17 protein-coding genes are annotated in these 22,566 nt (G+C 71.2%); 6 read left to right on the forward strand and 11 right to left on the reverse strand.

What is annotated here, in order from left to right; genetic code table 11:
- Positions 1–92 precede the first annotated feature (92 nt).
- The gene (locus U8525_RS27225) at positions 93–386 is read right to left on the reverse strand and encodes a YkvA family protein (RefSeq protein ID WP_374269501.1); all 294 of its coding nucleotides are present in this window, start codon (positions 384–386) and stop codon (positions 93–95) included.
- A gap of 93 nt (positions 387–479) precedes the next feature.
- Positions 480–1,535: an ABC transporter ATP-binding protein gene (locus U8525_RS27230; protein WP_374269503.1), complete on the reverse strand. Its 1,056-nt coding sequence runs from the start codon at positions 1,533–1,535 to the stop codon at positions 480–482.
- A 195-nt stretch (positions 1,536–1,730) separates the two neighbouring features.
- Between U8525_RS27230 and U8525_RS27235 the strand changes: the two genes are divergently transcribed.
- Positions 1,731–2,105, forward strand: coding sequence for a hypothetical protein (locus U8525_RS27235; RefSeq protein ID WP_374269504.1), 375 nt, complete (start codon positions 1,731–1,733; stop codon positions 2,103–2,105).
- Positions 2,106–2,431: 326 nt separating this feature from the next.
- Here U8525_RS27235 and gyrA read toward each other — a convergent pair whose 3' ends face one another.
- From gyrA to U8525_RS27250, 3 genes are all read right to left on the reverse strand, one after another.
- Positions 2,432–5,245, reverse strand: coding sequence for a DNA gyrase subunit A (gene gyrA / locus U8525_RS27240; protein WP_374269506.1), 2,814 nt, complete (start codon positions 5,243–5,245; stop codon positions 2,432–2,434).
- 227 nt (positions 5,246–5,472) lie between these two features.
- Positions 5,473–6,237 (reverse strand): tetratricopeptide repeat protein, encoded by a 765-nt coding sequence (locus U8525_RS27245; RefSeq protein ID WP_374269507.1) that lies wholly within the window; start codon positions 6,235–6,237, stop codon positions 5,473–5,475.
- Between the two features lie 60 nt (positions 6,238–6,297).
- Positions 6,298–7,143 (reverse strand): class I SAM-dependent methyltransferase, encoded by an 846-nt coding sequence (locus U8525_RS27250; protein WP_374269509.1) that lies wholly within the window; start codon positions 7,141–7,143, stop codon positions 6,298–6,300.
- Positions 7,144–7,418: 275 nt separating this feature from the next.
- Here U8525_RS27250 and U8525_RS27255 point away from each other — a divergent pair, with 275 nt between their 5' ends.
- Together U8525_RS27255 and U8525_RS27260 are read left to right on the forward strand one after the other, a co-directional pair.
- The gene (locus U8525_RS27255) at positions 7,419–8,756 is read left to right on the forward strand and encodes a M24 family metallopeptidase (RefSeq protein ID WP_374269510.1); all 1,338 of its coding nucleotides are present in this window, start codon (positions 7,419–7,421) and stop codon (positions 8,754–8,756) included.
- Between the two features lie 147 nt (positions 8,757–8,903).
- Entirely contained in the window at positions 8,904–9,263 is a 360-nt protein-coding gene (locus U8525_RS27260) for a response regulator (RefSeq protein ID WP_374269512.1), read from the forward strand.
- A 130-nt stretch (positions 9,264–9,393) separates the two neighbouring features.
- Here the strand turns inward: U8525_RS27260 and U8525_RS27265 are convergent, their stop codons facing one another.
- From U8525_RS27265 to U8525_RS27285, 5 genes are all read right to left on the reverse strand, one after another.
- Positions 9,394–10,197 carry an acyl-CoA thioesterase gene (locus U8525_RS27265; RefSeq protein ID WP_374269514.1) on the reverse strand — a complete coding sequence of 268 codons (804 nt, stop codon included), beginning with the start codon at positions 10,195–10,197 and terminating at the stop codon, positions 9,394–9,396.
- Positions 10,198–10,325: 128 nt separating this feature from the next.
- On the reverse strand, positions 10,326–11,966 hold the full coding sequence (locus U8525_RS27270; protein ID WP_374269515.1) for a TIM44-like domain-containing protein: 1,641 nt from the start codon (positions 11,964–11,966) through the stop codon (positions 10,326–10,328).
- Complete coding sequence (locus tag U8525_RS27275; protein ID WP_374269517.1) at positions 11,963–12,592, reverse strand: TPM domain-containing protein; 630 nt, start codon at positions 12,590–12,592, stop codon at positions 11,963–11,965. The genes U8525_RS27270 and U8525_RS27275 overlap by 4 nt, the downstream gene beginning before the upstream one ends.
- A 38-nt stretch (positions 12,593–12,630) precedes the next feature.
- Positions 12,631–13,311, reverse strand: coding sequence for a uracil-DNA glycosylase (locus U8525_RS27280; protein WP_374269519.1), 681 nt, complete (start codon positions 13,309–13,311; stop codon positions 12,631–12,633).
- A 670-nt stretch (positions 13,312–13,981) separates the two neighbouring features.
- Positions 13,982–14,656: a hypothetical protein gene (locus U8525_RS27285; protein WP_374269520.1), complete on the reverse strand. Its 675-nt coding sequence runs from the start codon at positions 14,654–14,656 to the stop codon at positions 13,982–13,984.
- 221 nt (positions 14,657–14,877) lie between these two features.
- On the opposite strand from U8525_RS27285, the gene U8525_RS27290 reads away from it, so the two are divergent.
- The 3 genes from U8525_RS27290 to U8525_RS27300 all read left to right on the forward strand — a co-directional run bounded on the left by U8525_RS27290 (position 14,878) and on the right by U8525_RS27300 (position 21,273).
- Positions 14,878–16,590 (forward strand): CpaF family protein, encoded by a 1,713-nt coding sequence (locus U8525_RS27290; protein ID WP_374269521.1) that lies wholly within the window; start codon positions 14,878–14,880, stop codon positions 16,588–16,590.
- 129 nt (positions 16,591–16,719) lie between these two features.
- Positions 16,720–17,688 (forward strand): hypothetical protein, encoded by a 969-nt coding sequence (locus U8525_RS27295; RefSeq protein ID WP_374269523.1) that lies wholly within the window; start codon positions 16,720–16,722, stop codon positions 17,686–17,688.
- Between the two features lie 1,833 nt (positions 17,689–19,521).
- Entirely contained in the window at positions 19,522–21,273 is a 1,752-nt protein-coding gene (locus U8525_RS27300) for a serine/threonine-protein kinase (RefSeq protein ID WP_374269525.1), read from the forward strand.
- Between the two features lie 477 nt (positions 21,274–21,750).
- On the opposite strand, the gene U8525_RS27305 is transcribed toward U8525_RS27300, so the two are convergent.
- Positions 21,751–22,536 (reverse strand): transglycosylase domain-containing protein, encoded by a 786-nt coding sequence (locus tag U8525_RS27305; RefSeq protein WP_374269527.1) that lies wholly within the window; start codon positions 22,534–22,536, stop codon positions 21,751–21,753.
- Positions 22,537–22,566 lie beyond the last annotated feature (30 nt).

Below are 22,566 nucleotides of genomic sequence, written 5' to 3' on the forward strand. Positions count from 1 at the left end.
TGTGCGACCCGCACGTGCGGACGCGGGTGATGGCCGCGATGTTCCTCATCGACTTCATGCGCTTCGAGGACCGGCGCGGCGACACGTGACGGCTAGGTGTGCCGGCGCAGCGTGGGCTCGCGCGTCCGGCCCTCCTCGTCACGCGGGAGCCCGTCGAACGCCGGCTCCCCGGCTGGCGTGGCGGGGCGCCAGCGCTGGACCTCGCGCACCATGAAGAAGGCTGCGGCGGACAGCACGCCCAGGTCGTCCAGCCAGCCGAACACGGGGATGAAGTCCGGAATCGCGTCCACGGGCGACACGAAGTACAGGACCGCCAGCAGCCCGGCCAGCTTGCGCCACGTCGCCACCTGGGGGTCGCGCACGTAGTGGAAGAAGCGGGTTCCCATTCCTCGAAGGCCTGCGATGTTCATACCCCTCCCTACGCATGGGGGACGCGGGTGATTGCACCATTCGTGCCCGGGACTCGCACGCCCGGTGTGCTAGCGGGCGGGCCCGGCTGTCTCCTCCAGCACGTCCGCGCGGCCCGCGACCTCCAGGCGGGCGCGGCCGCCTTCGCGGAAGGGGGCGGCCGCGGCGGCGCGCACCACCAGCGCCATGCCCGCGCAGGACACGGTGAAGTCCACGTGCGCGCCCCGGAAGGCGCGCTCCAGCACCTCCGCGCGCAGCGCGCCGCCCACCGCGACGCCGTCCAGGTCGGGGACCAGCCGCAGCGCCTCCGGGCGCAGGGAGAGCATCACCTCGCCGCGCGCCTCGGCGCTCAGCGGCAGGTTGCCCAGGGCCGTGCGCGCGACGCGGCCGAAGGCGGAGCCGGGCAGCAGGTTGGTGCCGCCCAGGAAGTACGCGGCGAAGGCGGTGCGCGGCGCTTCGTAGACGGACTCGGGCGTGCCCTGCTGCTCCACCGTGCCCGCGCGCAGCAGCACCAGCCGGTCCGCGAAGGCCAGCGCGTCGCCCACGTCGTGCGTGGCGAAGAGCACCGCGGTGCCTCGCGCCTTGAGCACGCGGCGCAGCTCCCCGAGCAGCGTGGCGCGCAGGCCGGCGTCCATCCCGGCGAAGGGCTCGTCCAGCACCAGCAGCTTCGTGCCGGAGGCCAGCGCGCGCGCCAGCAGCACCCGCTGCCGCTGTCCCCGGGAGAGCGTTCCGCAGGTGCGCGCTTCCAGGTCCTCGATTTGAAACAGCGCGAGCATGCCGCGCGCGTGCGCCAGGCCTTCGCCCTTGGGCTGCACGCCCATCACCACGTCGCGCACGGTGAGGCCGGCTTCGAGCTCGCCATCGTGGAGGACGCGGCGCAGCGGGCGCTGCTCCGGGGGCACGAACCCGTCCGGTCCGGCGACCACGCGGCCCGCCAGCGTGATGGTGCCGGAGCTCGGCTGCTCCAGGCCCGCCACCAGCCGCAGCAGCGCCGTCTTCCCGGAGCCGGAGGTGCCCATCAGCGCCACCACGTCCCCCGGCTCCAGCGCCAGCGACACGTCCCGCACCGCCGGGACCGCGGCGCCGGGGAACTTCAAGGTGAGGGCATCGAGCGAGAGGAAGGCCATGACGGCGGGCACACTACGGTGCGGCACCGGCCGGGCCAAGCACCGGGCGCAGACCCTGGAGACTGCCGGACGCGCGGCGCCCCGAGGATGCACCGGCTGGGGTGTCCTCCACGGACATGCGCCCCGAAGCGCCCACGGCGCTTCCCGTCACGAGGCCAGGCTCCCACCCCGCGCCTCCCTCTTCCGGGAGTCCCCATGTCGCGCCTGCTCATCGCCTGGGCCGTCCTGCTGGGAGCCACGTCCTTCGCCCAGGCCCCCGCCGCCCCTCCGCCACAGCCCCAGGCCTCGGCCGCCCCCGCCGCTCCGCAGAAGCCGAACCCGCTGAAGGCCGCCGCGGAGCGCACCCAGGCCGCGCTCGCCCGGCTGCGTCCGGCGAGGCCCGAGGACGTGAAGTCCCTGGATGCCATCCTCAAGGCCCTCTACGACGTCATCAGCGGACCCGCCGGGGCGCCCCGCGACTGGCAGCGCTTCCGCTCCCTCTTCCCTCCGGGCGCCCAGCGCATCCCGCTGACGAAGCCCCGGGGCGCCACCACGCTGGCGGCCCGCGCCATCCCCCGGACGACGACGTGACGTGGGGCAGGAGGCCACCGCCACGCACGGCTGAGATCGCACGCCTTCGGCGGCCTGGTGCAGGTCATGAGCACCGACGAGGCGCGCGGCGCGCAGGGTGGGCCGCTCATCACCAAGGGCGTCAACAGCCCCCAGCGCTTCAACGACGGCCAGCGCTGGTGGGTGACGAACATCTTCTGGAGGGATGAGCCCACCGCCGGACTCCAGGTGCCCAAGGACCGCCCCCGGAAGGAGCCTCCGCCGCACCAACGAAGAGGGCCGGGTCCCGGAGCGCGCATCCCGCGCGACCCGTGCCCGGCCCTCCCGTGCTGCCAGCCCTTCAGGCCTCAGCCTTCCGAGCCGGGCTCGCCTTCAGAGCCCGCCGGCGCCTCCGAGCCGGGAGCGCCCGCCGGAGCGGCCTCCTCCACTGGCGCGGCCTCCGAGGACGCCGCGGCGCCGGACGCCTCCACCGGCGAGGTGGACTCCGTCTCCTCCTCGGACTCCTCGCCCTCCGGCAGCTTGGAGATGGCCATCACCTTCTCCTCGCCGTTCTCCAGCGCGATGAGGCGCACGCCCTGCGTGTTGCGGCCGATGACGGAGATCTCCTTCACCTTCATGCGGATGAGCATGCCGCCGTTGGTGACGAGCATCACCTCGTCGCTGTCCTTCACCTGCACCACGCCCACCACGCGGCCGTTCCGCTCGGTGGTCTTGATGTCGATGATGCCCTTGCCGCCGCGGCCCTGCTGCCGGTACTCGCTGCCTTCCGTGCGCTTGCCGTAGCCGTTCTCCGTGACCGTGAGGATGGCGCTGCTCTGCTCCGCCGGCGCCTGCCCCTCCTCGGGCTCCTTGTCCAGGAGGTCCGCGCCCACCACCTCGTCGCCCTCCTCCAGCGTGATGCCCTTCACGCCGTAGGCCTGACGGCCCATGGAGCGCACATCCTCTTCCTTGAAGCGGATGCTCATGCCCGCGGCCGTGGACAGGAGGATGTCCTTGGTGCCGTCGGTGATCATCACGCCCACCAGCTCGTCGCCCTCGTCGATGCCCAGCGCGATGATGCCGCTGGCGCGGACGCTCTCGAACGCGCTCAGGTCCGTGCGCTTCACCACGCCCTTCTTCGTGACGAAGAAGACGTAGCGGTTCTCCGGGAAGTCGCGCGTCACCAGCACCTGCGCCAGCCGCTCCCCCTCCCCGAACTGCACCAGGTTCACGATGGCCTTGCCGCGCGACGTGCGGCTGCCCTGCGGAATCTGGTGCACCTTCAGCGAGTACAGCTTGCCCTTCGTGGTGATGGGCATGAGGTACGCGTGCGTGCTGGCCACGAACACCTTGGTGACGAAGTCGTCCTCCTTCGTCCCCGCGCCCGTCTTGCCGCGCCCGCCGCGCTTCTGCGCCCGGTACTCCGACAGCGGCGAGCGCTTCACGTAGCCCGTGTGCGACAGCGTGACCACCATCGTCTCTTCCGCGATGAGGTCCTCGCTGGTGATTTCATCCACCGCGCCGGTGATCTCCGTGCGGCGCTTGTCGCCGTAGCGCTCGCGGATCTCCAGGAGCTCCGCCTGGATGACGGAGAGCAGGCTCTTCTCGTTGGCGAGGATGTCGCGCAGGCGCGCGATGTCGCGCACCAGGCCGATGAGCTCCTTGAAGAGCTCCTCGCGCTGCAGGCCGGTGAGGCGCTGGAGGCGCATCTCCAGGATGTTCTGCGCCTGGTCCTCGCTGAAGCCCGCGCCCTCGTACTTGTGCTCGAGGCCGCCGTAGGCCGGCTCCTCGTTGCGCGCGCGGCTGACCAGCAGCTCCATCTGCGCCTGGGCCTTCGCGTAGTCGATGCGCTCCAGGTTCTGGAAGCGCTCGCGCGTGTAGAGCTCCGGCGACAGGATGTGCATCAGGCCCCAGCGGGCCTCGTCCGGGTCGCGGGACGCGCGGATGAGGCTGACCACCAGGTCGATGAGGTCCTGCGCGACGAGCAGGCCCTCCACGATGTGCATGCGCGCCAGCGCCTTGCGCAGCTCGTAGCGCGAGCGGCGCGTCACCACGTCGCGGCGGTGCGCGATGAAGCGGTCCAGCAGCTCCTTCAGGTTGAGCGTGCGCGGCTGCCCACCGTCGATGGCCAGCATCACCGCGCCGAACGTCGTCTCCATCTGCGTCATGGAGAAGAGGTTGTTGAGCACCACCTGGGAGATGGCATCGCGCTTGAGCTCGATGACGATGCGCATGCCCTGACGGTCGCTCTCGTCACGGATGTCGCTGATGCCCTCCAGCTTCTTCTCACGCACCAGCTCGGCGATCTTCTCGATGAGCCGGGCCTTGTTCACCTGGTAGGGGATCTCCGTGACGATGATGGCCTCACGGTCGCCCTTCTTGCTCGTTTCAATCTCCGTGCGCGCACGGATGGTGATGGCCCCGCGGCCCGTCTCGTAGGCGCGGCGGATGCCCTCGCGGCCGGTGATGATGGCGGCGGTGGGGAAGTCCGGCCCGTGGATGAACTCCATCAGGTCCAGGACCGTGCAGCCCGGGTTCTCGATGAGGTGCAGCGTGCCGCTGATGACCTCCGTCATGTTGTGCGGCGGGATGTTGGTGGTCATGCCCACCGCGATGCCGCTGCTGCCGTTGACGAGGAGGTTGGGGAACTTGGCGGGCAGGACGAGCGGCTCTTCCAGCGAGTCGTCGTAGTTGGGCCCGAAGTCGACGGTCTCCTTGTCGATGTCGGCGAGCAGGTCCTCCGCCAGCCGCTCCATGCGCACTTCCGTGTAACGCATGGCCGCCGGCGAGTCGCCGTCCACGGAGCCGAAGTTGCCCTGGCCGTCCACCAGCAGGTAGCGCAGGCTCCACTCCTGGGCCAGGCGCACCATGGCGTCGTAGACGGACGCGTCGCCGTGCGGGTGGTACTTACCGATGACGTCACCCACCACGCGCGCGCTCTTCTTGTAGGCGCGGTTGTGGAGGTTGCCCAGGTCGTTCATCGCGAAGAGGACGCGACGGTGCACGGGCTTCAGGCCGTCGCGCACGTCTGGCAGCGCGCGGCCGATGATGACGGACATCGAGTAGTCGAGATACGACCGGCGCATCTCGTCTTCGATGTTGATGGGAATGAGCTCCCCGGCGCCGCTCGACGGAGGAGGCGCGGGGGGCGTTGCCGGCGTGTCGGTGGTGTCGTCAGCCATGGGCTCTGGAAGGTGCGGACGGGCCCCGCGCGAGGGGGGCTCCGCCCGATGGGAGAGTGTTCGTAACCCCTGGATTTCCCTCAGTCAATAAGGGAAACAGGGGGGATTCGCCCCGGCTGCCCGCCCGCCCGGTTCCAGGGGTCTGGGAGGGCCTCTCCGGGGCACCTGGAGGGAACATCCGGGCGGTGCGTTTTCAGCCCCACCGCAGGCCGTTTCCGGGCCTGTCTTCAGGCCTTCGGGCGGAGGTTCGCGGCCAGCCGTTCGGCCTCCGCGCCCACGCCGCCGTCGGGGTCCCGGGCCTTCGCGGCCTCGAACGCGGCGAGCGCCCCTTCGCGGTCGCCGCGCAGCTTCAGCGCGACGCCCACGTTGAGGTGCGCGGCGGCGTTGTCGCGGTCCATGGCGAGCGCCTCGCGGAACAGCGCGAGCGCCTGGTCCACGTCGCCCGACAGGAGCGCCTCACGGCCCGCCTGGACGCGCTTGTCCGCGTCGTTGACCAGCTCCACCTCCAGCACGCTCTTGCCCACGACGTTGGCCACGAGCATGCGCAGGATGCCGCCCCAGTAGAACGTCAGGCCCTCCGCGGCGACGACGGCGGCCAGGGGCAGGTCGGGCAGCAGCTGCTTGCCCCGGAACTTGAAGCGGACCTTGGTGTAGCGGCCCTTGTTGGTCCAGTGGACCAGCTCGCCGCGCAGCTTCTGGAAGCCGGCCTCCAACTGGGCCGGGTCGATCTCGAAGGGCAGCACCCGGCCCTTCGCCTCACCGGCGGGCAGGCCCCTGGGCGCGGCCTCGCGGGGGTCGGCCACGGGGCCGGCGTCGAAGACGGGCTCGGCCTCCAGCACGGGGGGCTTCGGGGACGACGCGGGCGTGCGGCGGGGCTCCACCCTCTCCGCCTTCGCCTTCACCGGCCGGGCCGGTCGCTTCGCGGGCGCGGCAGGGCGCGCGGGCTGCTTCTTCGCCTTCGCGGGGGACTTGCGGGGTGCCGTCTTTGCCATGGGACCACTCTAAGCGACCCACTCCCCCGCCGCTCGTGAAGTCGTGCGAAGACGGCCGCGCTAGACGGGGCCTGGACGGTGGCCCCAGACGCCCACCATGAGGCTGGGCACCAGCACCCCGCGGTGGGAGCGCAGCTCGGCGGTGAGGCGGTCGGTCAGCGTGTCGATGTCCACCTCCATGGCCATCGCCACGCCCAGCCGCTCCATGTGGGGCAGGAGCGTGCGCACGGTCTCCACCAGGGCGTGCGTGGGGTCCGCGTCCGGCGTCACGCCCAGCCGTCCGCCCACCACGCCGTCCGCCACCACCAGCCCGGCTCCGCGCAGCGTGGACACCAGCTCCAGGCCCATGTGGACCTTGATGCCCACGCGCTCGCAGGTGGGCAGCATCCAGCTCCAGATGCGGGTGAACAGCGGGAGCTTCGGGTGCATCAGGCCCATGGCCGCCAGCTCCAGCTCGTGCAGCGCCAGCACGCCGCCGGGGCGCAGGTGCTCCGCCATGCGGCGGACGAACGACACCGGGTCCGGCTGGAACATCAGCACCAGCCGGCAGACGATGGCGTCGAAGGGGGCGCCGACGGGCAGGGACTCCAGGCTGCTCTGCTGGAAGCGCACGTGGGCCACGTCCTGCGCCTCCCTGCGGCGCTGGGCGCAGGCGAGGACGCGGGCCTCGCGGTCCACGCCCACCACCTCGCCCGTGGGGCCCACCAGCCTCGCCGCGAGGAAGGACACGTCCCCCACGCCGCAGCCCACGTCCAGCACGCGCATGCCGGGCTTGAGGCCGGCCCCGCGCAGCACGGCCTCCGTCAGCGGCGCATACACCTGGGCCTGGAGCATCAGCCGTCGCAGCTCCCGGTCCTCGGCGCCCAGGGCGGACTCCGCGGCGGCGTTGGTTTCTTCCACGTGCATGTGCGACTCCGGGGGTTGGAGACGACGCGCACGGTCGCAAGCCCTGGCGTCCTGCGCGCCCTCCCGGAGGTCCCGGCGCAATGACAGACAGCCATCCGCGTCCGCGACCGGAGGGCAGGCGCGCGTCCGTCGAAGGACAGGCCCACGTCCCGGCCATGGCTCTTGATTCAGGGACTTCCCGGTGAAGCGTCCGCGCGCTGCACGGCCGGTGGGTTGTCGCGCCGCGAGGCCGTGAAACAATCCGCGCGCTCTCCCACCCGAAGGAACGCCTCTCCATGACGACGCGCGTCCGGCCCGTGCTCCTCTCCGCCCTGCTGCTTGCCTCCCTCGCCCACGCGGCGCCCGCGGTGCCCGCCGCGGAGGGGGCCTGGCCTCGCGTGCGCAAGGAGCGCCTCCAGAAGCTGCTGCCCCAGGCCATGGCCCGCGCGGGCGTGGACGCGTGGGTGGTGCTCTGCCGCGAGAACGACAACGACCCGCTCGCCGGCCACGTGGGCGGGGAGAACGCCGGCGGCACCGCCGCGTTCCTGTTCCTGCGCGACGGCGACGCGCTGCGCTCCACCGCCCTCTCCCCCGAGGGCGAGGCCACCGCGCTCCGGGACATGGGCGTCGTGGACGAGGTGGTGGCCCTCGAGCGCGGCGCGGACCTCCACGCGCTCATCGCCGCGCGCCTGGCCAAGGCGAAGCCGGCGAAGGTGGCCATCAACTCCTCGGAGCGGATGTCCATCGCGGACGGCCTGTCCGCCACGCAGCGCGCGAAGCTGGAGGCGGCGCTGTCCCCCGCGCTGCGCAAGAAGCTGGTGTCCTCCGAGGACCTGGTCTCCGAGTGGCTGTCCGTGAAGACTCCCGAGGAGGTGGACATCATGCGCAAGGCCGCGGACCTCACCGCGAAGCTGGAGGAGGAGGCCTACCGCACCGTGGTGCCCGGCAAGACGCGGGACTCGGACGTGGCGCGCTTCCTCAAGCGGCGCATCGCGGAGCTGGGCGTGGGGGACGGGTGGCAGCCGGACCAGAACCCCAACGTGAACAGCGGGCCCACGCGCGGGCACTCGAACGCCACCGACCGCGTCATCCAGCCGGGGGACTTCATCCAGACGGACTTCGGCATCCGCGTGGGCGGCACGTGGGTGACGGACATCCAGCGCTTCGCCTACGTGCTGGCGCCGGGAGAGACGCGGCCTCCCGCGGAGGCGCTGGCGAAGTGGGAGAAGTCGAAGAAGGGCAGCCGCGTCGCGCTCGCGGCGATGAAGCCCGGCGTGCGCGGCTACGACGTGGACAAGGCCCAGCGCGACTGGATGCGCGAGGCGGGCTCCGAGCCCGTGATGTGGGGCACCGGCCATGCCGTGGGCTACTGGGCCCATGACGCCGGCCCCGCCCTGTCCGGCGCGGCGTCCGGCAAGCCGCCCACGGGCTCCGCGCTGCGCAAGCTCCAGCCCGGTCAGGTGTTCGCCTTCGACGGCTTCTTCGCGTGGAAGGACGGCAGCAGCCCGGACGCGCTGCGCATCCTCTCCGTGGAGGAGATGGCTGTCGTCACCGACACCGGCGCCGAGTACCTCAACCCACCCCAGGAGCAGCTCATCCTCATCCCGTCTCCCGTCACGGCCGCGAAACACTGAAGGCCGCGGGCCTGGACCGCGCCCACACGCGACGACGTGGGTGGGTCCGACCCCGGCGCGCTGGACGGCGGGACGTGGCGCGCGGAGGGGCGGGCTCGGCTACACTCGGTCGCATCGCCGCGCCGGACGAGCGCTGGAGGACCGCCCATGCCAACCGTGCTGGTCATCGACGATGACCTCTTCGTGCTCGCGACCGTGGGAGACACGCTGCGGGCCGAGGGCTACACGGTGCTCACGGTGCAGTCGCCCTCGGAGGCGTTCCACCTGGACCTCACCGGCATCGCCGCCATCCTGTGCGACTACAACATGCCGGACATGAGCGGCTCCGACGTGCTCGCCGCCATGCGCGAGCTACAGGGGTGCCGGGCGCCGTTCATCTTCCTCACCGGCCACTCGGAGCTGGATGACCTGCTGCCCGTGGCCATCCGCTATGGCGCGGAGCTGCTGCCCAAGCCGGTGGACCCCGCGGAGCTGACGCGGCTGTTGCGCAAGCAGCTCGCCGCCTGAGACGCGCGTGGACAAGGGCCACGTCGTCGCCACGCTCGCCGCGGGAGACGGCCTGGAGGTCGCGTCCCTGCACCTGGCTCCGCGGCGGTGCGGTGGCGGCTGGAGCGGCCTCGCGTGGTGGTGGGCGATTTCAGCCGAGCACGGCGACGAGCTGGCGGCACTGCGCGAGCAGGGTGCCGTCCTGTGCCCAGAGGAGCTGGGTCTCCTCCGTGTAGCCGTCCGCGGCCTGACGCGAGCGGCCGGTGCGCAGGTAGTGCGCGTCCGGCGCGATGCCCGCCACCGGGAGCGGCTGGAAGAACTGCACGCTGAGGTCCACGGACGCCGCCGCGCGGAAGCCATCCAGCCGCGACAGCACGGACGGCGGATACGCGTCCATCAAGCCCACGCACAGCGGCGCGTCCAGCGCCGTGGCGACGCGAGGCCGCAGCCAGCCGCCCACCTCCGCCTCGGGCCCGCCCGAGTACGGCGCCGAGCCCACGCAGTAGCGGTACTCGAAGAAGCGGCAGAAGTCCGGCATGGGCATGTCGTCGGGGACGGGCGCGAGCGCCTCCGGCGCGGGCACCTTCGGCATGACGAAGTCCATGTACTCGGGCGCGCCGCCACGAGCGGCGCCGAAGGTCGCCGTGGCCACGGCCACCACCGCGCCACCGCTCTCCACCCGCGCGGTGGCGTGGGTGACGAGCTTGCCGGCGCGCTCGATGCGCGTGTGCAGGTCCGCCACGCCCTCCGCCGCGGGCGAGCAGAAGTGCACGGTGAACGAGCGCACCGGCCTGCTGGCGTCATTGAGGTGATGCTCCAGCGCGCGCAGCACCTGTCCCGCCACCACGCCGCCGTAGGCCCCCCGGCCCTGATACCAGGCCGCCTCGTAGCGCGAGCGGTAGCGCCCGGGTTCCAGCGGTTCAACGACGGTGGCGGCGAGGAAGGGTGCGGTCATGATGCACCGCATCCTAATGTCCCCGACGGGGATGTCCCGGGGAGATGCGGGCCCCTGGCGCTACGGGATGACGAGCTCGCGCAGCGTGGAGCGCTGCTTGAAGGGCAGCCAGTTGAAGGGGCCCTTGCTCAGCCCTGGTACGACTCGTCCTGTTCGATGCGGCTGAGCACCCAGTCGAACTCACCGGACGTCACCCGCGCCTGGCAGTGCGTGCAGTGGCCCGCCATGTTGATGGACAGCGGCGCGCCGCATGACGGGCACTTCTTCTCCGTGGAGGGCCTGCCCTGCACGCCCCGGCCGCGGAGGAGCGTCCAGTACTCGCTGTAGGCGCGCTCCCGGGAGCGGCTGCCGCCCACGACCTGCCCGTCCGCGTCCCTCACCGTGTAGTCCAGGCTGGAGGCGAACACGCGCAGGGTGACGGCGTCGTAGTACGCATCCCGCGTCACGCGCGCGAGCACCAGGTTCGTGATGCGCGCGTTCTCCGTGATGTTGCGCAGGCCCGCCTGGCGGTAGGCGTTGATCCAGTACAGCTGCGTCTGGAAGAGGTTGTCGCTGAGGAAGGGCCGCATGCCCTTCCACTCGCGCGCCGCCCACGCGGTCTGCATCTCGTGGAAGATGAACTCCAGGCGCTTGCGCAGCGCCAGCGACGTCGCCTCCGGGTCGTCGTGCTGGAGCGCGTTCAACCGCTCCTGCGCGCGCGGGTCCTTGAGGGTGGGCAGCTCCGTGCCCTCCTCCTCCGTGGTGCCGGTGAGCTGCGGACCGCGCCGCTCGCGCTCCAGCGAGGACACGCGCGTCACCACCCAGTCGAACTCACCGGTGTTCACCACCGTGTCGCAGTACGAGCACCTGTGGCCGTGCACGTTCTCCAGCGGCGCGCCGCAGCTCGGGCACTTGAACGCGCGAGCGTCCTCGGGTGGCCGGGACTTCGCGGACGCGTCCCGCTCCAGCCGCCACTCCTCCGCGACGTACCAGCTCTGCGCGGAGCCGGAGGAGACCTCCGTGTAGTTGGCCTCGAAGCGCAGGGCGACGCGGACTCGCTGGCTGCTCGCGCTCACGCCCTCCACGGACTCGTACGTCACGGCGCCTACCACCACGGCCTTCACCGCGTCCGGCGTGCCCAGCTCGTGGAGCGACGCGATGGCGCCGTCGGACAGCCAGCCGCCCAGCGTGTCCAGGCGGTCGCCGCCGCGCGCCTCGTGCACGCGGGCGAAGAGCGAGTAGACGAAGTCCTCGAAGAGGACGATGGAGAACTCCGGATCCAGCGGCTGCGTCGACCCGTCCGACCCCTTGGGCCCGACGCGGGCCAGGCCCGCGAGCTTCGTGCGCAGCGAGCCCTGCCGCCGGGGCGGCGGTGGCGGGGCCTGGGGCGCGACGGTGCTCCAGTCCTCTTGTTCCAGGTCGGCCCGCAGGTTGGTGAGCACGATCGCCACCACGCCCAGGACGATGATGAGCAAGCAGATGCTCCCGAACGTCCCCCCTCCGTCCGAGGACGAGGACGACGAGCCACTGGAGCCGTAGTAGCGGGGGCCGGAGCTGTACGAGGACCGGCTGCTGCTGCTGCTGCTGGAGCCGAAGGAGGACGACGAGCTCCGGCTGCTGGACGAACTGCGGCTGGTCGATGAGCTGCGACTGCCCGACGAGCTTCGGCTGCTCGATGAACCGCGGTAGCTGTTGCCGCCGCCGGGGCGCGCCTCGGAGTCGGGGAGCGAGGCGAAGCCCAGCCCGACGAGCAGCGCGACGAAGAGGAGGACGGAACGCGAGCCCCTCACGCCACGGCTCCGGGCATGTCCGGCAGCTCGTTCACGTCATCCTCCAGGCGGGGCAGCACGCGGGCCAGCGGTGCCTGGAGGCGGCGCAGGGCCTGGAAGAAGGGCTCGGACGCGGTGGACGCCGTCAGCGCGGCGGACAGCTGCGTGAGCGCGTCCTGCCACTCGGCGCCCATGAGCGAGGTGTCCACGCCGTAGTCGGTGAGGACCTCCACGCGGCGCTCGAAGAGGGAGACGAACACCAGGATGCCGGTGCGGCGCGACGTGTGCGTCACGCCCAGCTCCGTGAAGGCAGCCCGCGCGGCCGTGCGCACGGAGTCCTCCTGGAGCTTGCGCGGGGTGAGCGCGCGGCGCAGCGATGGCAGCAGGCGGCCACCCATCGCGCCCGCCACGTAGGACAGGAGCACGACAGGCGGGAAGGCGAAGAGGTGGACCTCCTGCGGGATGAACAGGAGGACCCCCAGCATGACGAAGGCGACGGCCGCGCCCAGCCGGGCGTCGATCTGGGCGTAGGGGCTGGAGGCGCGGCGCACGGCCACCACGACCTCGGCGGAGGTCTGGGACTCGATGGCCGCGACGGCTTCCGCGGCCTGGGTGCGTGCGGCGTCTTCGTGCAGGGAGGTGGCCATCGTGGGCGGGCACTATAGCCAACCCACCCAACACGCTCCTACGAGGGCAGCTCCCAGTCGATGGTGTGCTGGCCGTGCTTCTTCAATTCGGCGTTGGTGGTGCTGAAGGGCTTGCTGCCGAAGAACCCCTTGCTGGCGGACAGCGGCGAGGGGTGCACGCCCTCCAGGACGATGTGGCGCTTCGCGTCGATGAGGGCCTTCTTCTTCTTGGCGGGCGTGCCCCAGAGCAGGAAGACGACGGGGTCCTCCTTGGCGCTGACGGCGCGGATGACGGCGTCGGTGAAGGCTTCCCAGCCGTGCTTGGCGTGGCTGTTGGGGGAGGCCTGGCGCACGGTGAGCACGGTGTTGAGCAGGAGCACGCCCTGCTTCGCCCAGGGGATGAGCGACCCATCGCGGGGCTTCGGCACGCCCACGTCGCTCTGGAGCTCCTTGAACATGTTCACGAGCGAGGGCGGTGGCGGCACGCCGGGCTGGACGGAGAAGGCGAGGCCATGGGCCTGCCCCGGGCCGTGGTAGGGGTCCTGGCCCAACAGCAGCACGCGCACGTCCGCGTAGGGGGTGAGGCGGAAGGCGGAGAACAGGTCCTCCTCCGACGGGAACACGGTGTGTTCCTGGCGCTCCTTGCGCAAGAACGTCTCCAGCTCCTTGAACGACGGCGCGTGGATGGCGTCATGCAGCACCTGCTTCCAGTCCTCGGGCAACCCGTCCGCCAGGCTCATTGCGTCCCTCCGTGGGGCCGCACCCTAGACCAGGGCCCCGCGCTCCGGGGCGAAACCGTGTGCATCCGGGTGCCGGACGGCGAACGTTGCACGGCGAGGCGGACCGCTCAGGGTGCGGGGCTGCCAGCGTCCAGCCACTGGGATGGGAACGAAGGGAGCGGCTCTCCCCATGAGGTATCCCCCACGGGAATGGACGGGTCCGAGGGAACGCCGGACACACCCGCATCGGGGCCTCCAGGAGCCCCCTGCCCGTCGGGCGCTCCATCGTGAAGCCGCCTCAGGATGCGGCCATCGGAGAGTCGGACCGCGTAGGAGGCACCGCCGTCCAGCAGCAGCCCTCCGGGTTCACAGGCCCTCGGGTCCAGGTCCATGCGAATGAAGACGATGTCTCCTTCACGGAGGATGCGGAAGCGATGGGCCTCCCTCCTGCTCCAACAGGACCGCCCCTCCTGCCTGCGGGGAAGGAAGTCATCGGCCGCCACGACCAGGGCCCGAGCCAGGCTTCCGTCCAACGAGTACGGCTGCCCCGGCGCTCCAACCTCCAGCGCCTCTCGTGCGTACATCTCCGGGAAGACGATGGAGCGGTCCTCCCCCGCCAGCGAATCGGACGGATTCGCCTCGCGCCGCAAGCAGCCAACGCCCAGGACCGCGCCCACGAGCAGCAGTCGCCTCATGGCCCTGCCCCTCTCAGACAGGGGCCCTGGAGTTTCTGGATCGTGAAGTCCAATGCCTCCGCATCGTGCCACGTGACACGGCCCGTCTGCTCGCACTGCCACCCCGCCGATGCAGTGCGCGTCCACTTCAGCAACTGCCCCGTGAGGGGGATGTACTGGTGGAAGCCATCACACGAGGCCGGTTCGACGGTGTTGGAGAAGAAGGCGACGATGGAGAGCCTCACGCGTCCGGCCTTCGTCTCGGTTTCAAAGCCATGCGCACGCCCTTCGGAAACGATGAAGCGCAGGTCATTCGAGGACAGCGCGCTCCCATAGGGATGGTTGTGAAGGGCGTAGACGTAGCGGAGCGCGTCGGCGGGATACCGCGCATCCACGACCCGGGAGGGCAGCAGGCAGCTCTTGCTCCGCTGCACCGGATCGACCCTCGACTGGTCGGTGAGCCGGCTGACGACGTACTGATGTCCCGGTGTGTAGTACACCCATGCGCAGTACTCGCTGGAGACGCGCCAGTGGGTGCTGAAGCTGGGATGATCCGGGCGGCCCGCGCTTGCGTGGGGCTTGGAGAGGATCTTCCCGCACGCGGCCAGGAGCGCATCCGAGGACGACTCGAAGGGTCCCAGCAGGGGGCCTGGAAGCTCCTCCAGGAAGGCAGCCCCGGGTTCGGGCCTCACGATGTCCGGGTCGAGTGGGGCGGAAGACGCGCATCCCCCAAGCCAGCACACCAGGCAGCACCACCAGGGACCGCGCATGGGCTGGAGCCCCTTCCTCGGAAGCGGAGGGCGGAGGGCCACCCCTGGCCGGCATCGTGCCGGAACGCCGCACCGGAAAGCGAGCAGGCAATCAGGGCAGGAGCTTGGGGCCGGGGCCCGGGCGCGCTAGCCTCATGCCCGCCATGACGATGTACACCGAGTCACTCCGCGCCTTCCTCAAGCCCGTCCTCGCCTACCTGGACGACGAGTCGGTGTCGGAAATCATGATCAACGGCCCCACCGACGTGTGGATCGAACGCAAGGGCCGGCTGATCAAGACGGATGCCTCCTTCTCCGAAGAAGGGCTGCTCGGCGCCGCGCGCAACATGGCCCAGTTCGTGGGCCGCCCCCTGTCCGAGGAGCGCCCCCGCCTGGACGCGCGCCTGCCCGACGGCAGCCGCATCCACGTGGTGATTCCGCCCATCGCGCGCAACGGCACCACCATCTCCATCCGCAAGTTCTTCAAGGACAAGCTGACCATCGACTCGCTGTTGAAGTTCAAGTCGCTGACCAAGCCCATGGCGCGCCTCATCGAGGCCGGCATCGCCACCAAGCTCAACATGCTGGTGGCCGGCGGCACGGGCTCCGGCAAGACGACGCTGCTCAACATCGTCTCGTCCCTCATCCCGGACGAGGAGCGCATCCTCACCATCGAGGACTCCGCCGAGCTCCAGCTCAACCAGTCCCACATCGTGGCCTTCGAATCCCGCCCCGCCGACAAGTTCGGCAAGGGTGAGATCAACATGGGAGACCTGCTGCACTCCGCGCTGCGTCTGCGCCCCGACCGCATCGTGGTGGGCGAGGTGCGCGGCGGCGAGGCCTTCCACCTCATGCAGGCCATGAACACCGGCCACGGCGGCTCGCTGGCCACCACGCACGCGAACACGCCCACGGACACGCTGCGCCGCATCGAGTCCCTGTGCCTCATGTCGTCCGTGGAGCTGCCCATGGTCGCCGTGCGCGCCCAGGTGGCCAGCGCCATCAACTTCGTCATCTGCTGCGAGCGCCTCCACGACGGCAGCCGCAAGACGATCGCCCTGTCGGAGGTGCTGCCCCTCACGGAGAAGGGCGAGTACCGCACGCAGGACATCTTCGTCTTCACGCCCGTCGCCAAGGACGAGCACGGCAACATCCTGGGCTACCACGCGCCCACGGGCATCATCCCCAACTTCATCCAGAAGGCGCGCGCGTACGGCTTCGACGACCTGGATGACGCCTTCTTCGACCCGGCCACCTACGGCGTGCCGCCCCCGCCCACCTTCCACGTGGGCGAGGCATACACCCTGCGTTGGGCCCCCTCGCTGAAGCACCGCGAGCAGGGGCTGCCGGACCCGGCGCATTTCAAGGAGGACTGGGCCCGGTTCGAGCAGGTGCTCCGCAACGCGGCCCCGGACGGCCCGGTCTCCGGCCCCAAGCCCGCGGCGCCCGCGCCCAAGCCCGCCGCCGCGCCGCCGCCCGTGAAGGCCGCGCCGGCGCTGCGGCCCTCGACGCCGCCCCGGCCGCCGCCGCCGGAGGACGACGACAAGACGCCGCCGCCCACGCGCAACCCGTTCGCGGAGCAGGAGGACACCCGGGCATCACCGGCCTCCGAGCCGCTGGTGCAGGTGTCCGAGGACCTGCTCGCGGAGGTCCCGCCCGCGCGCCACACCCCGCCCCCGCGCCGGCCGCCGCCCGCGCGTCCGGGTGCGTCGGCGGCCAACACGCTGCGCGCGGGTGCCACGCCCACGCGCCGTCCGCCGGGTCCTCCTCCACCGCCCTCGGATGATGAGGACGAGGACGACGACCGGCCGAGGACGGAGCTGAACACGTCGGAGAAGACGCAGATCCGCCCGCCGCCCGAGCGTCCGCGCCGGTAGCCCTCGGCGGCGCGAGGCGACTGACGCAGGACACCGGGGGCACCCCCGGGTGGGTGGGGCCCTGTCCCACCACCTGGGTCAGCGAATCCTGACCTTGCGAGGAGGACGGGTCAGGGAGAAAGTGCTCCCGTGTTGATCCCCTTCCTCACCGCGCTCACCCTGGTGGTCGCCCAGGCGCCCGCGCCTCCCTCCTCCGCGAAGCCCGTCACCGTGTTGCTGGCCCCCACGGACGTGGCGCGGGGCACGCCGCGCTATCTCGTTGGACTCGCCCAGGAGCACGTGGCCGAGCAGCTCAAGGCCCGGGGCCTGGAGGTGGTCCGCGTGGAGGACGTCACGCGCACGCTGCCCAGGAAGCAGCGCGCGGCGATGACGCTCTGCAAGCGGACGCAGCCCGCGTGCATCGCCTCATTGGGCGTGGCGGCGAAGACGGACGTGGTGATGGTGACGGAGGTGGTGCCCTACCTCAGCGGCTTCAAGGCCGGGGTGCGCGTCTACACGGCGCGGGACGGTGCGCCGCTCACCGAGCACTCGGTGCCGGAGGTGAAGAAGAACCAGGTGATGGATGCGCTCACGCAGTCGCTGAACGAGGTGGTGCCCATCACGCTGCGCGTGCTGCGTCCGGAGCCGGTGGCGCCGCCGCCAGTGACGCCGCCCGTGGCGCAGCAGACGCCCAACGTGACGCCGGAAGAGAAGCAGCCGGTGCCGGGGCCGGACCTGACGCCGGGGGTGCAGCCGCCCAGCCAGATGGACCTCACGGACACGCCGAAGGTGGAGACGTCGGGACGGCGAAAGTGGGCCTGGGTGCCAGCGGCGGGCGGCGTGGTGCTCGCGGGCGCGGGGACGGTGTTCTTCGTGCAGTCGCGCAGCAAGTACAACCAGCTGAACCAAGGCAAGGAGCCACTTCCCAACGGGCAGGACGTGAGGGACTCCGGCAAGCGCGCGCAGACGCTGGGTGTGGTGGGCATCGGCGTGGGCGCGGCGGCGATCGCGGCGGGCGCGCTGATGTACTTTCTGCCGGTGAAGCAGACGAATGTTCAGCCGACCGTGACGCTCACGCCGCAGGGCGGTGGTTTGAGCCTGGCCGGAACGTGGCAGTGAGTTCGGAGAGAACCATGCGGAACCTCTGGAAGGTCGGCGCGCTGAGCGCGGTGTTCGGTGCGGTGCTCGGCATGGGCGGCTGCCAGGACTTCGACACGGCCTACGAAAAGTGCCGGGACGCGGGACGCTGCGATGTGAAGGACGGCGGTGAGGTCGTGGAGCCAGAGCCCCCTTGCAAGCCGGTCTCAACGACAGACGAGCCCGATCTTGAGGGCAAGGACCTGAACTGTGACGGCGTGGACGGCATGGCAGATGCCGGCTACTTCGTGGATCCCATTCGGGGCAACGACACGTACGACGGCACCCAGAAAGCACCGCTGCTGACCCTGCGCAAAGCGCTTGAGTTGATCCAGGACGCAGGGCCAGGTTCAGGACGCACGCACGTGTACCTGGGCGTAGGGACATACGACGAGCCAGAGACCGTGGTGACCGTGCCGGTGTCGTTGCATGGTGGCTACCGGTGGAACGGCCCAAGCGATCGCTACTGGAGCCGCTTCAAGAGCGACACACCCACCCTCTTGAATGGAAGTACGCTGGCTTTCACTGTGCGCTCCTCCACTGCCACAGGTGTGCTGCTGGACAGCGTCCAGATCATATCCTCGGATGCAACCAAGGTAGGTGATCCATCCATCGCGCTGCGGGTACTAGAACAAGCCAGCGTCCGACTCCAGAACGTCCAGGTGGAGGCGGGTCTTGGGGGGCCTGGAAAACCAGGTGAAGCGGCCGAGCCGGCCGCTTCGGGCGCCGACGGCGGTGCTGGCAAGAACGGCGGTGTGAACACACGCGTAGGTGGCGAAGGTGGGGGCGCGACGTGCGTCGGAACCAACGCCTACAAGGGGGGGCCGGGCGGGAGCGGTTACGAGCGGAAGGAGGGAGACCCGGGAGACGCCGGCGAGCCAGATACTCTCGGAGGAGATGGCGGTCCTCAGACGCCTAATACCTGCGCTGCGCAAAGCATGTATTGCGCCTGCACCAGCACCGACGGACTCGCAGGCATTCGTGGCGCGGACGGCGACGCGGGAAGTGACGCCGATGGTGGCAGCGGACTAGGCGAGCTGTACAACGGAAGCTGGCGCGCAGACCAGACCGGCGCCAACGGGGAGCCCGGCCAATCGGGTCACGGAGGAGGAGGAGGGGGTGGCGGAGGTAGCTGCAACCTGCCACCTGCAGCGGATCAGGTCGCCAGCGGAGGTGGTGGCGGAGGTGGTGGTGGCGGTGGCTGTGGAGGTACAGGAGGTAAAGGCGGTGGTGGAGGTGGCGCATCCATCGCAGTGCTGGTGATTGACTCGCAAGTAGCATTCGAAGGGTCCACCACACTCCGCACCCTGGGCGGTGGCGCAGGAGGCCCTGGCGGCGAAGGTGGAATGGGAGGCCAGGGGGGAGCGGGTGGCTCCGGTGGAGCCTCCACCCGGGTGGTCTCCGGCGACGCGGGCCCCTCCACGACGGAATACACCAGTATCAGCGGGGCTGGAGGAAACGGCGGCCCCGGGGGTAATGGCGGTCATGGCGGCAGGGGTGGCGGCGGTGGTGGCGGTCCCTCGGTCACTGTCTGGTGCCAGAACGCACAAGGAACGGTGAATCCCGCCCCAGCCCTGAAGCCCGGTCCAGGAGGCGCGGGTGGTCAAGCGGACGGAGGCATCGCAGGCGTCTCCGGCGAGTCGCGTGCGTTCGTGGACTGCGACTTCCTTCCTGCGACGCCCTGACCCACCGCATCGCCCGCTGTCCGACAACAGCGGGTGAGAAAACAAGACCTGGGGGCAGCTGCCTGTCCGCTTACCCGGCATCCCCAGGCGGGCACTTCGCTTCCCGGGATTTCACCTGTTACGCTCCCCCATGGTGGAGACGTCTTCCGAGCTGATCTGCGAAACCTGCGGCCTCACCGTTCCGTCCGAGACGGCGGTGTGCCCTCGCGACGGCACCGTCGTGCTGTCGTCGTTCCATCCGACTCCACCGGAACCGAAGGTCATCGTGGAGCACTCTGGCAGCGAAGCCACCGCCATCACCGACCCCCTCATCGGCCTGAAGCTGGGCGAGTACGAGCTGCGCTCGCGCATCGGCGTCGGCGGCATGGGGCTCGTCTACGATGGCATCCAGCCCCTCATCGGCAAGCGCGTCGCCGTGAAGGTGCTCCGCCCGGAGCTGGCGCACTCGTCCGAACAGGTGGCCCGTCTCCTCGCGGAGGCCCGCGCCGTCAACGCCATCCGCCACCGCGGCATCATCGACATCTTCGGCTTCGGCCAGCTCCCTGACGGCCGCCAGTACATCGTCATGGAGTACCTGGATGGCCAGCCGCTGGACGCCATCCTCGCGGAGAAGGGCCGCCTCCCCGTCCCGGAGGCCCTGACCCTCCTGGATGAGGTGCTCGCCGCCCTGGGCGCCGCGCACGGCGCCGGCGTGGTGCACCGCGACCTGAAGCCCAGCAACATCTTCCTCGTGCGCCAGCCGGACGGCTCGCGCTACGTGAAGCTGCTGGACTTCGGGCTCGCCAAGCGCGGCGAAGGCCCCACCGTCCGCACCGCGCAGACGCGCACCGACATGGTCGTCGGCACGCCGGAGTACATGGCGCCAGAGCAGGCCCGCGGCCAGTCCGTGGGCCCCATGACGGACCTGTACGCCATGGGCGTCGTCACCTTCGAGATCATCACCGGCCGGCTGCCCTTCATCGGCAGCTCCCCGGTGGACCTGCTCATGAAGCACGTGGAGGCGCGCCCGCCCCGGCCGTCGGAGTTCGTCCCCGACCTGCCGCCCGCCGTGGACGCCTTCATCCTCCAGATGCTCACCAAGGACCCGGAGACGCGCCCCAACTCCGCGGATGCCTTGCGTCAGCACCTGTCCAAGCTGCGCCGCACCCTGCGGGCCACCCGCACCAACCCCACCGCGCCCGCTCCCGTCGACCCCGCGCCGCCCAAGCCGGCCGCCCCGGCCGCCGTCGTCGTCAGCGACGCGGACGCGCGCCGCCCCACCACCCAGGTCCCGCCGCCAATCCCGCCGGAGGACTTGGTGGTGCCGCAGGAAGAGACGTCCTCCCTGCGCCGCTTCGCGCCCATCGCCGTCGGCGCGGCCGTGCTCTTCGCCGCCGTGGGCGTGGTCATCGCCACGCGCGGAGGTGGCGAGACGCCTCCGCCCGTCGTCGCCGCGACGCCAGAGCCGCCGCCCGCGCCCAGGGCCGACCCCGTGCCTCCACCTCCCGCGCCGGAGGTCGCCGCCGCGCCCGTGCTGGAGACGCCGCCTCCCGTGCAGGAAGCGCCTGGGCCCGCCGCGAAGGTCGCCTCGCCCGAGCCCTCCTCGCCCAAGGTGCTCGCGGTCACGGCGACCCGGCCATCAGCGCCCAGACCCGCGCGGGAGGACGACCTGCCCGACGCGCCTCCCCTGCGGACCGAGCCCCAGAGCAAGGACACGCTCGTGACGAAGATCCAGGCCGTCGCGAGGCGGGCCGCCGCGAGCCCGCAGCTCTCCCCGGCCGAGAAGAAGGCCATGCGCGAGTACCTGGCCAGGCTCCAGAACCAGTGCGCGGACGCGACGCCCCAGAAGCGGGCGCAGATCCAATCGGAGCTCGCCGAGTTCGAGCGGGACAACCTCCCGTAGCCGCCCCGCCCCCCATGGGCCCTGCGCTGCTCGCGGTGGACCTGGGGCCGCGCTGCGGGCTCGCGCGCTTCGGTGAGGACGGGCGGCTGCGAGAACTGCGGCACGCACGCGCGGCTCAGGCGCGCGGTGCCCTCCGTGCTCCAGGACACGGCCCCGCTCGCGTGGCTCGTGCTGGAGGGCGGCGGCCCCATCGCGGACGTCTGGGAGCGCAAGGCCCTGCGCCGCGCCCTGCCCGTGCTGCGCGTGGCCGCGGAGGACTGGCGCCACCGGCTGCTCTACGCGCGCGAGCAGCGCAGCGGCGCACAAGCCAAAGACGCCGCGGACACGCTCGCGCGACGGGTCATCGACGGGTCCCACGCGCCCCGCCCCACCTCGCTGCGCCACGACGCGGCGGAGGCCATCCTCCTGGGCCTGTGGGGCGCGCTGGAGGTGGGCTGGCTCGCGCAGGTGCCCCGGAGGTGCGGCGCTGACCGCCCGCTACTTCACCGACAGGCACGCCACCGGCTGCGCGATGGCGTTGCGCGCGCGCTCCTCGCTCACCAGCGCGTAGCCCGCCAGGTCCTGCAACAGCAGGTCGCGGTTCTGCCGGATGAGGCTCGCGTTCTTGCACGCCTTGATGTCGCCGTAGAAGCCGTACGGCGGCAGCGCGAGCTGAAGCTCCGCCAGCTCCGACAACTGGAGGTCGCCCAGCTCCCGGCCGAAGAGCTTGCGGGCCGCGTCCTCCACGCCGATGACGCCGCGCTCGAAGCGGATGGTGGCCAGGTCGTAGGCGACGAGCTGGTCCTTCTGGAAGAACGCGTGCAGCCGGTGCGCCGCCACGGACAGCTGGAGGTCCCCCTCGATGCCCATCTCCCGCGCGATGCGCATCGCCAGCCAACGCTCGCAGGAGCCGTCGCCCCGGGGCGACGTGCCCAGCGTCACGCCCGCGAACAGGCGCCACGCCCACGCGCGCCCGTCCTCGCGCGGCGTCTGGAAGTAGGTGGGGCAGTCCATCTGGCGGATGTAGAGCGCCACCAGGTCCTTGGGCAGCCGCGAGAAGTCCGGCCGCGCGAACGTCACCGGCGTGCGCTCCCGGCCGCCCTGGTCCATCCGGCCGGCCAGGATGCTCATCCGGTCGCCCTCGATGCGGTGGCGCAGCTGGCTCTCGACGTCGAACTCGCTCTCCATCCGCGGCAGCTTGCTGGCCGTGTACAGGTACGTGAGCGGAATCACCACGCCGGCCAGGCCGACAAGGAACATGAGCAGCCAGAACACGGTCTTCACGGACCCGACTCTAGCAGGGGAGGCACGCGT

It is taken from the genome of Corallococcus sp. RDP092CA (assembly GCF_041903675.1).
Lineage (GTDB): Bacteria > Myxococcota > Myxococcia > Myxococcales > Myxococcaceae > Corallococcus.

What these genes read in the sequence shown, in the direction of transcription:
- U8525_RS27225 (WP_374269501.1), bottom strand. Translation starts at nt 386, where the DNA reads ATGGGAACCCGCTTCTTCCACTACGTGCGCGACCCCCAGGTGGCGACG.
- U8525_RS27230 (WP_374269503.1), bottom strand. Translation starts at nt 1,535, where the DNA reads ATGGCCTTCCTCTCGCTCGATGCCCTCACCTTGAAGTTCCCCGGCGCC.
- U8525_RS27235 (WP_374269504.1), top strand. Translation starts at nt 1,731, where the DNA reads ATGTCGCGCCTGCTCATCGCCTGGGCCGTCCTGCTGGGAGCCACGTCC.
- gyrA (WP_374269506.1), bottom strand. Translation starts at nt 5,245, where the DNA reads ATGGCTGACGACACCACCGACACGCCGGCAACGCCCCCCGCGCCTCCT.
- U8525_RS27245 (WP_374269507.1), bottom strand. Translation starts at nt 6,237, where the DNA reads ATGGCAAAGACGGCACCCCGCAAGTCCCCCGCGAAGGCGAAGAAGCAG.
- U8525_RS27250 (WP_374269509.1), bottom strand. Translation starts at nt 7,143, where the DNA reads ATGCACGTGGAAGAAACCAACGCCGCCGCGGAGTCCGCCCTGGGCGCC.
- U8525_RS27255 (WP_374269510.1), top strand. Translation starts at nt 7,419, where the DNA reads ATGACGACGCGCGTCCGGCCCGTGCTCCTCTCCGCCCTGCTGCTTGCC.
- U8525_RS27260 (WP_374269512.1), top strand. Translation starts at nt 8,904, where the DNA reads ATGCCAACCGTGCTGGTCATCGACGATGACCTCTTCGTGCTCGCGACC.
- U8525_RS27265 (WP_374269514.1), bottom strand. Translation starts at nt 10,197, where the DNA reads ATGACCGCACCCTTCCTCGCCGCCACCGTCGTTGAACCGCTGGAACCC.
- U8525_RS27275 (WP_374269517.1), bottom strand. Translation starts at nt 12,592, where the DNA reads ATGGCCACCTCCCTGCACGAAGACGCCGCACGCACCCAGGCCGCGGAA.
- U8525_RS27280 (WP_374269519.1), bottom strand. Translation starts at nt 13,311, where the DNA reads ATGAGCCTGGCGGACGGGTTGCCCGAGGACTGGAAGCAGGTGCTGCAT.
- U8525_RS27290 (WP_374269521.1), top strand. Translation starts at nt 14,878, where the DNA reads ATGACGATGTACACCGAGTCACTCCGCGCCTTCCTCAAGCCCGTCCTC.
- U8525_RS27300 (WP_374269525.1), top strand. Translation starts at nt 19,522, where the DNA reads ATGGTGGAGACGTCTTCCGAGCTGATCTGCGAAACCTGCGGCCTCACC.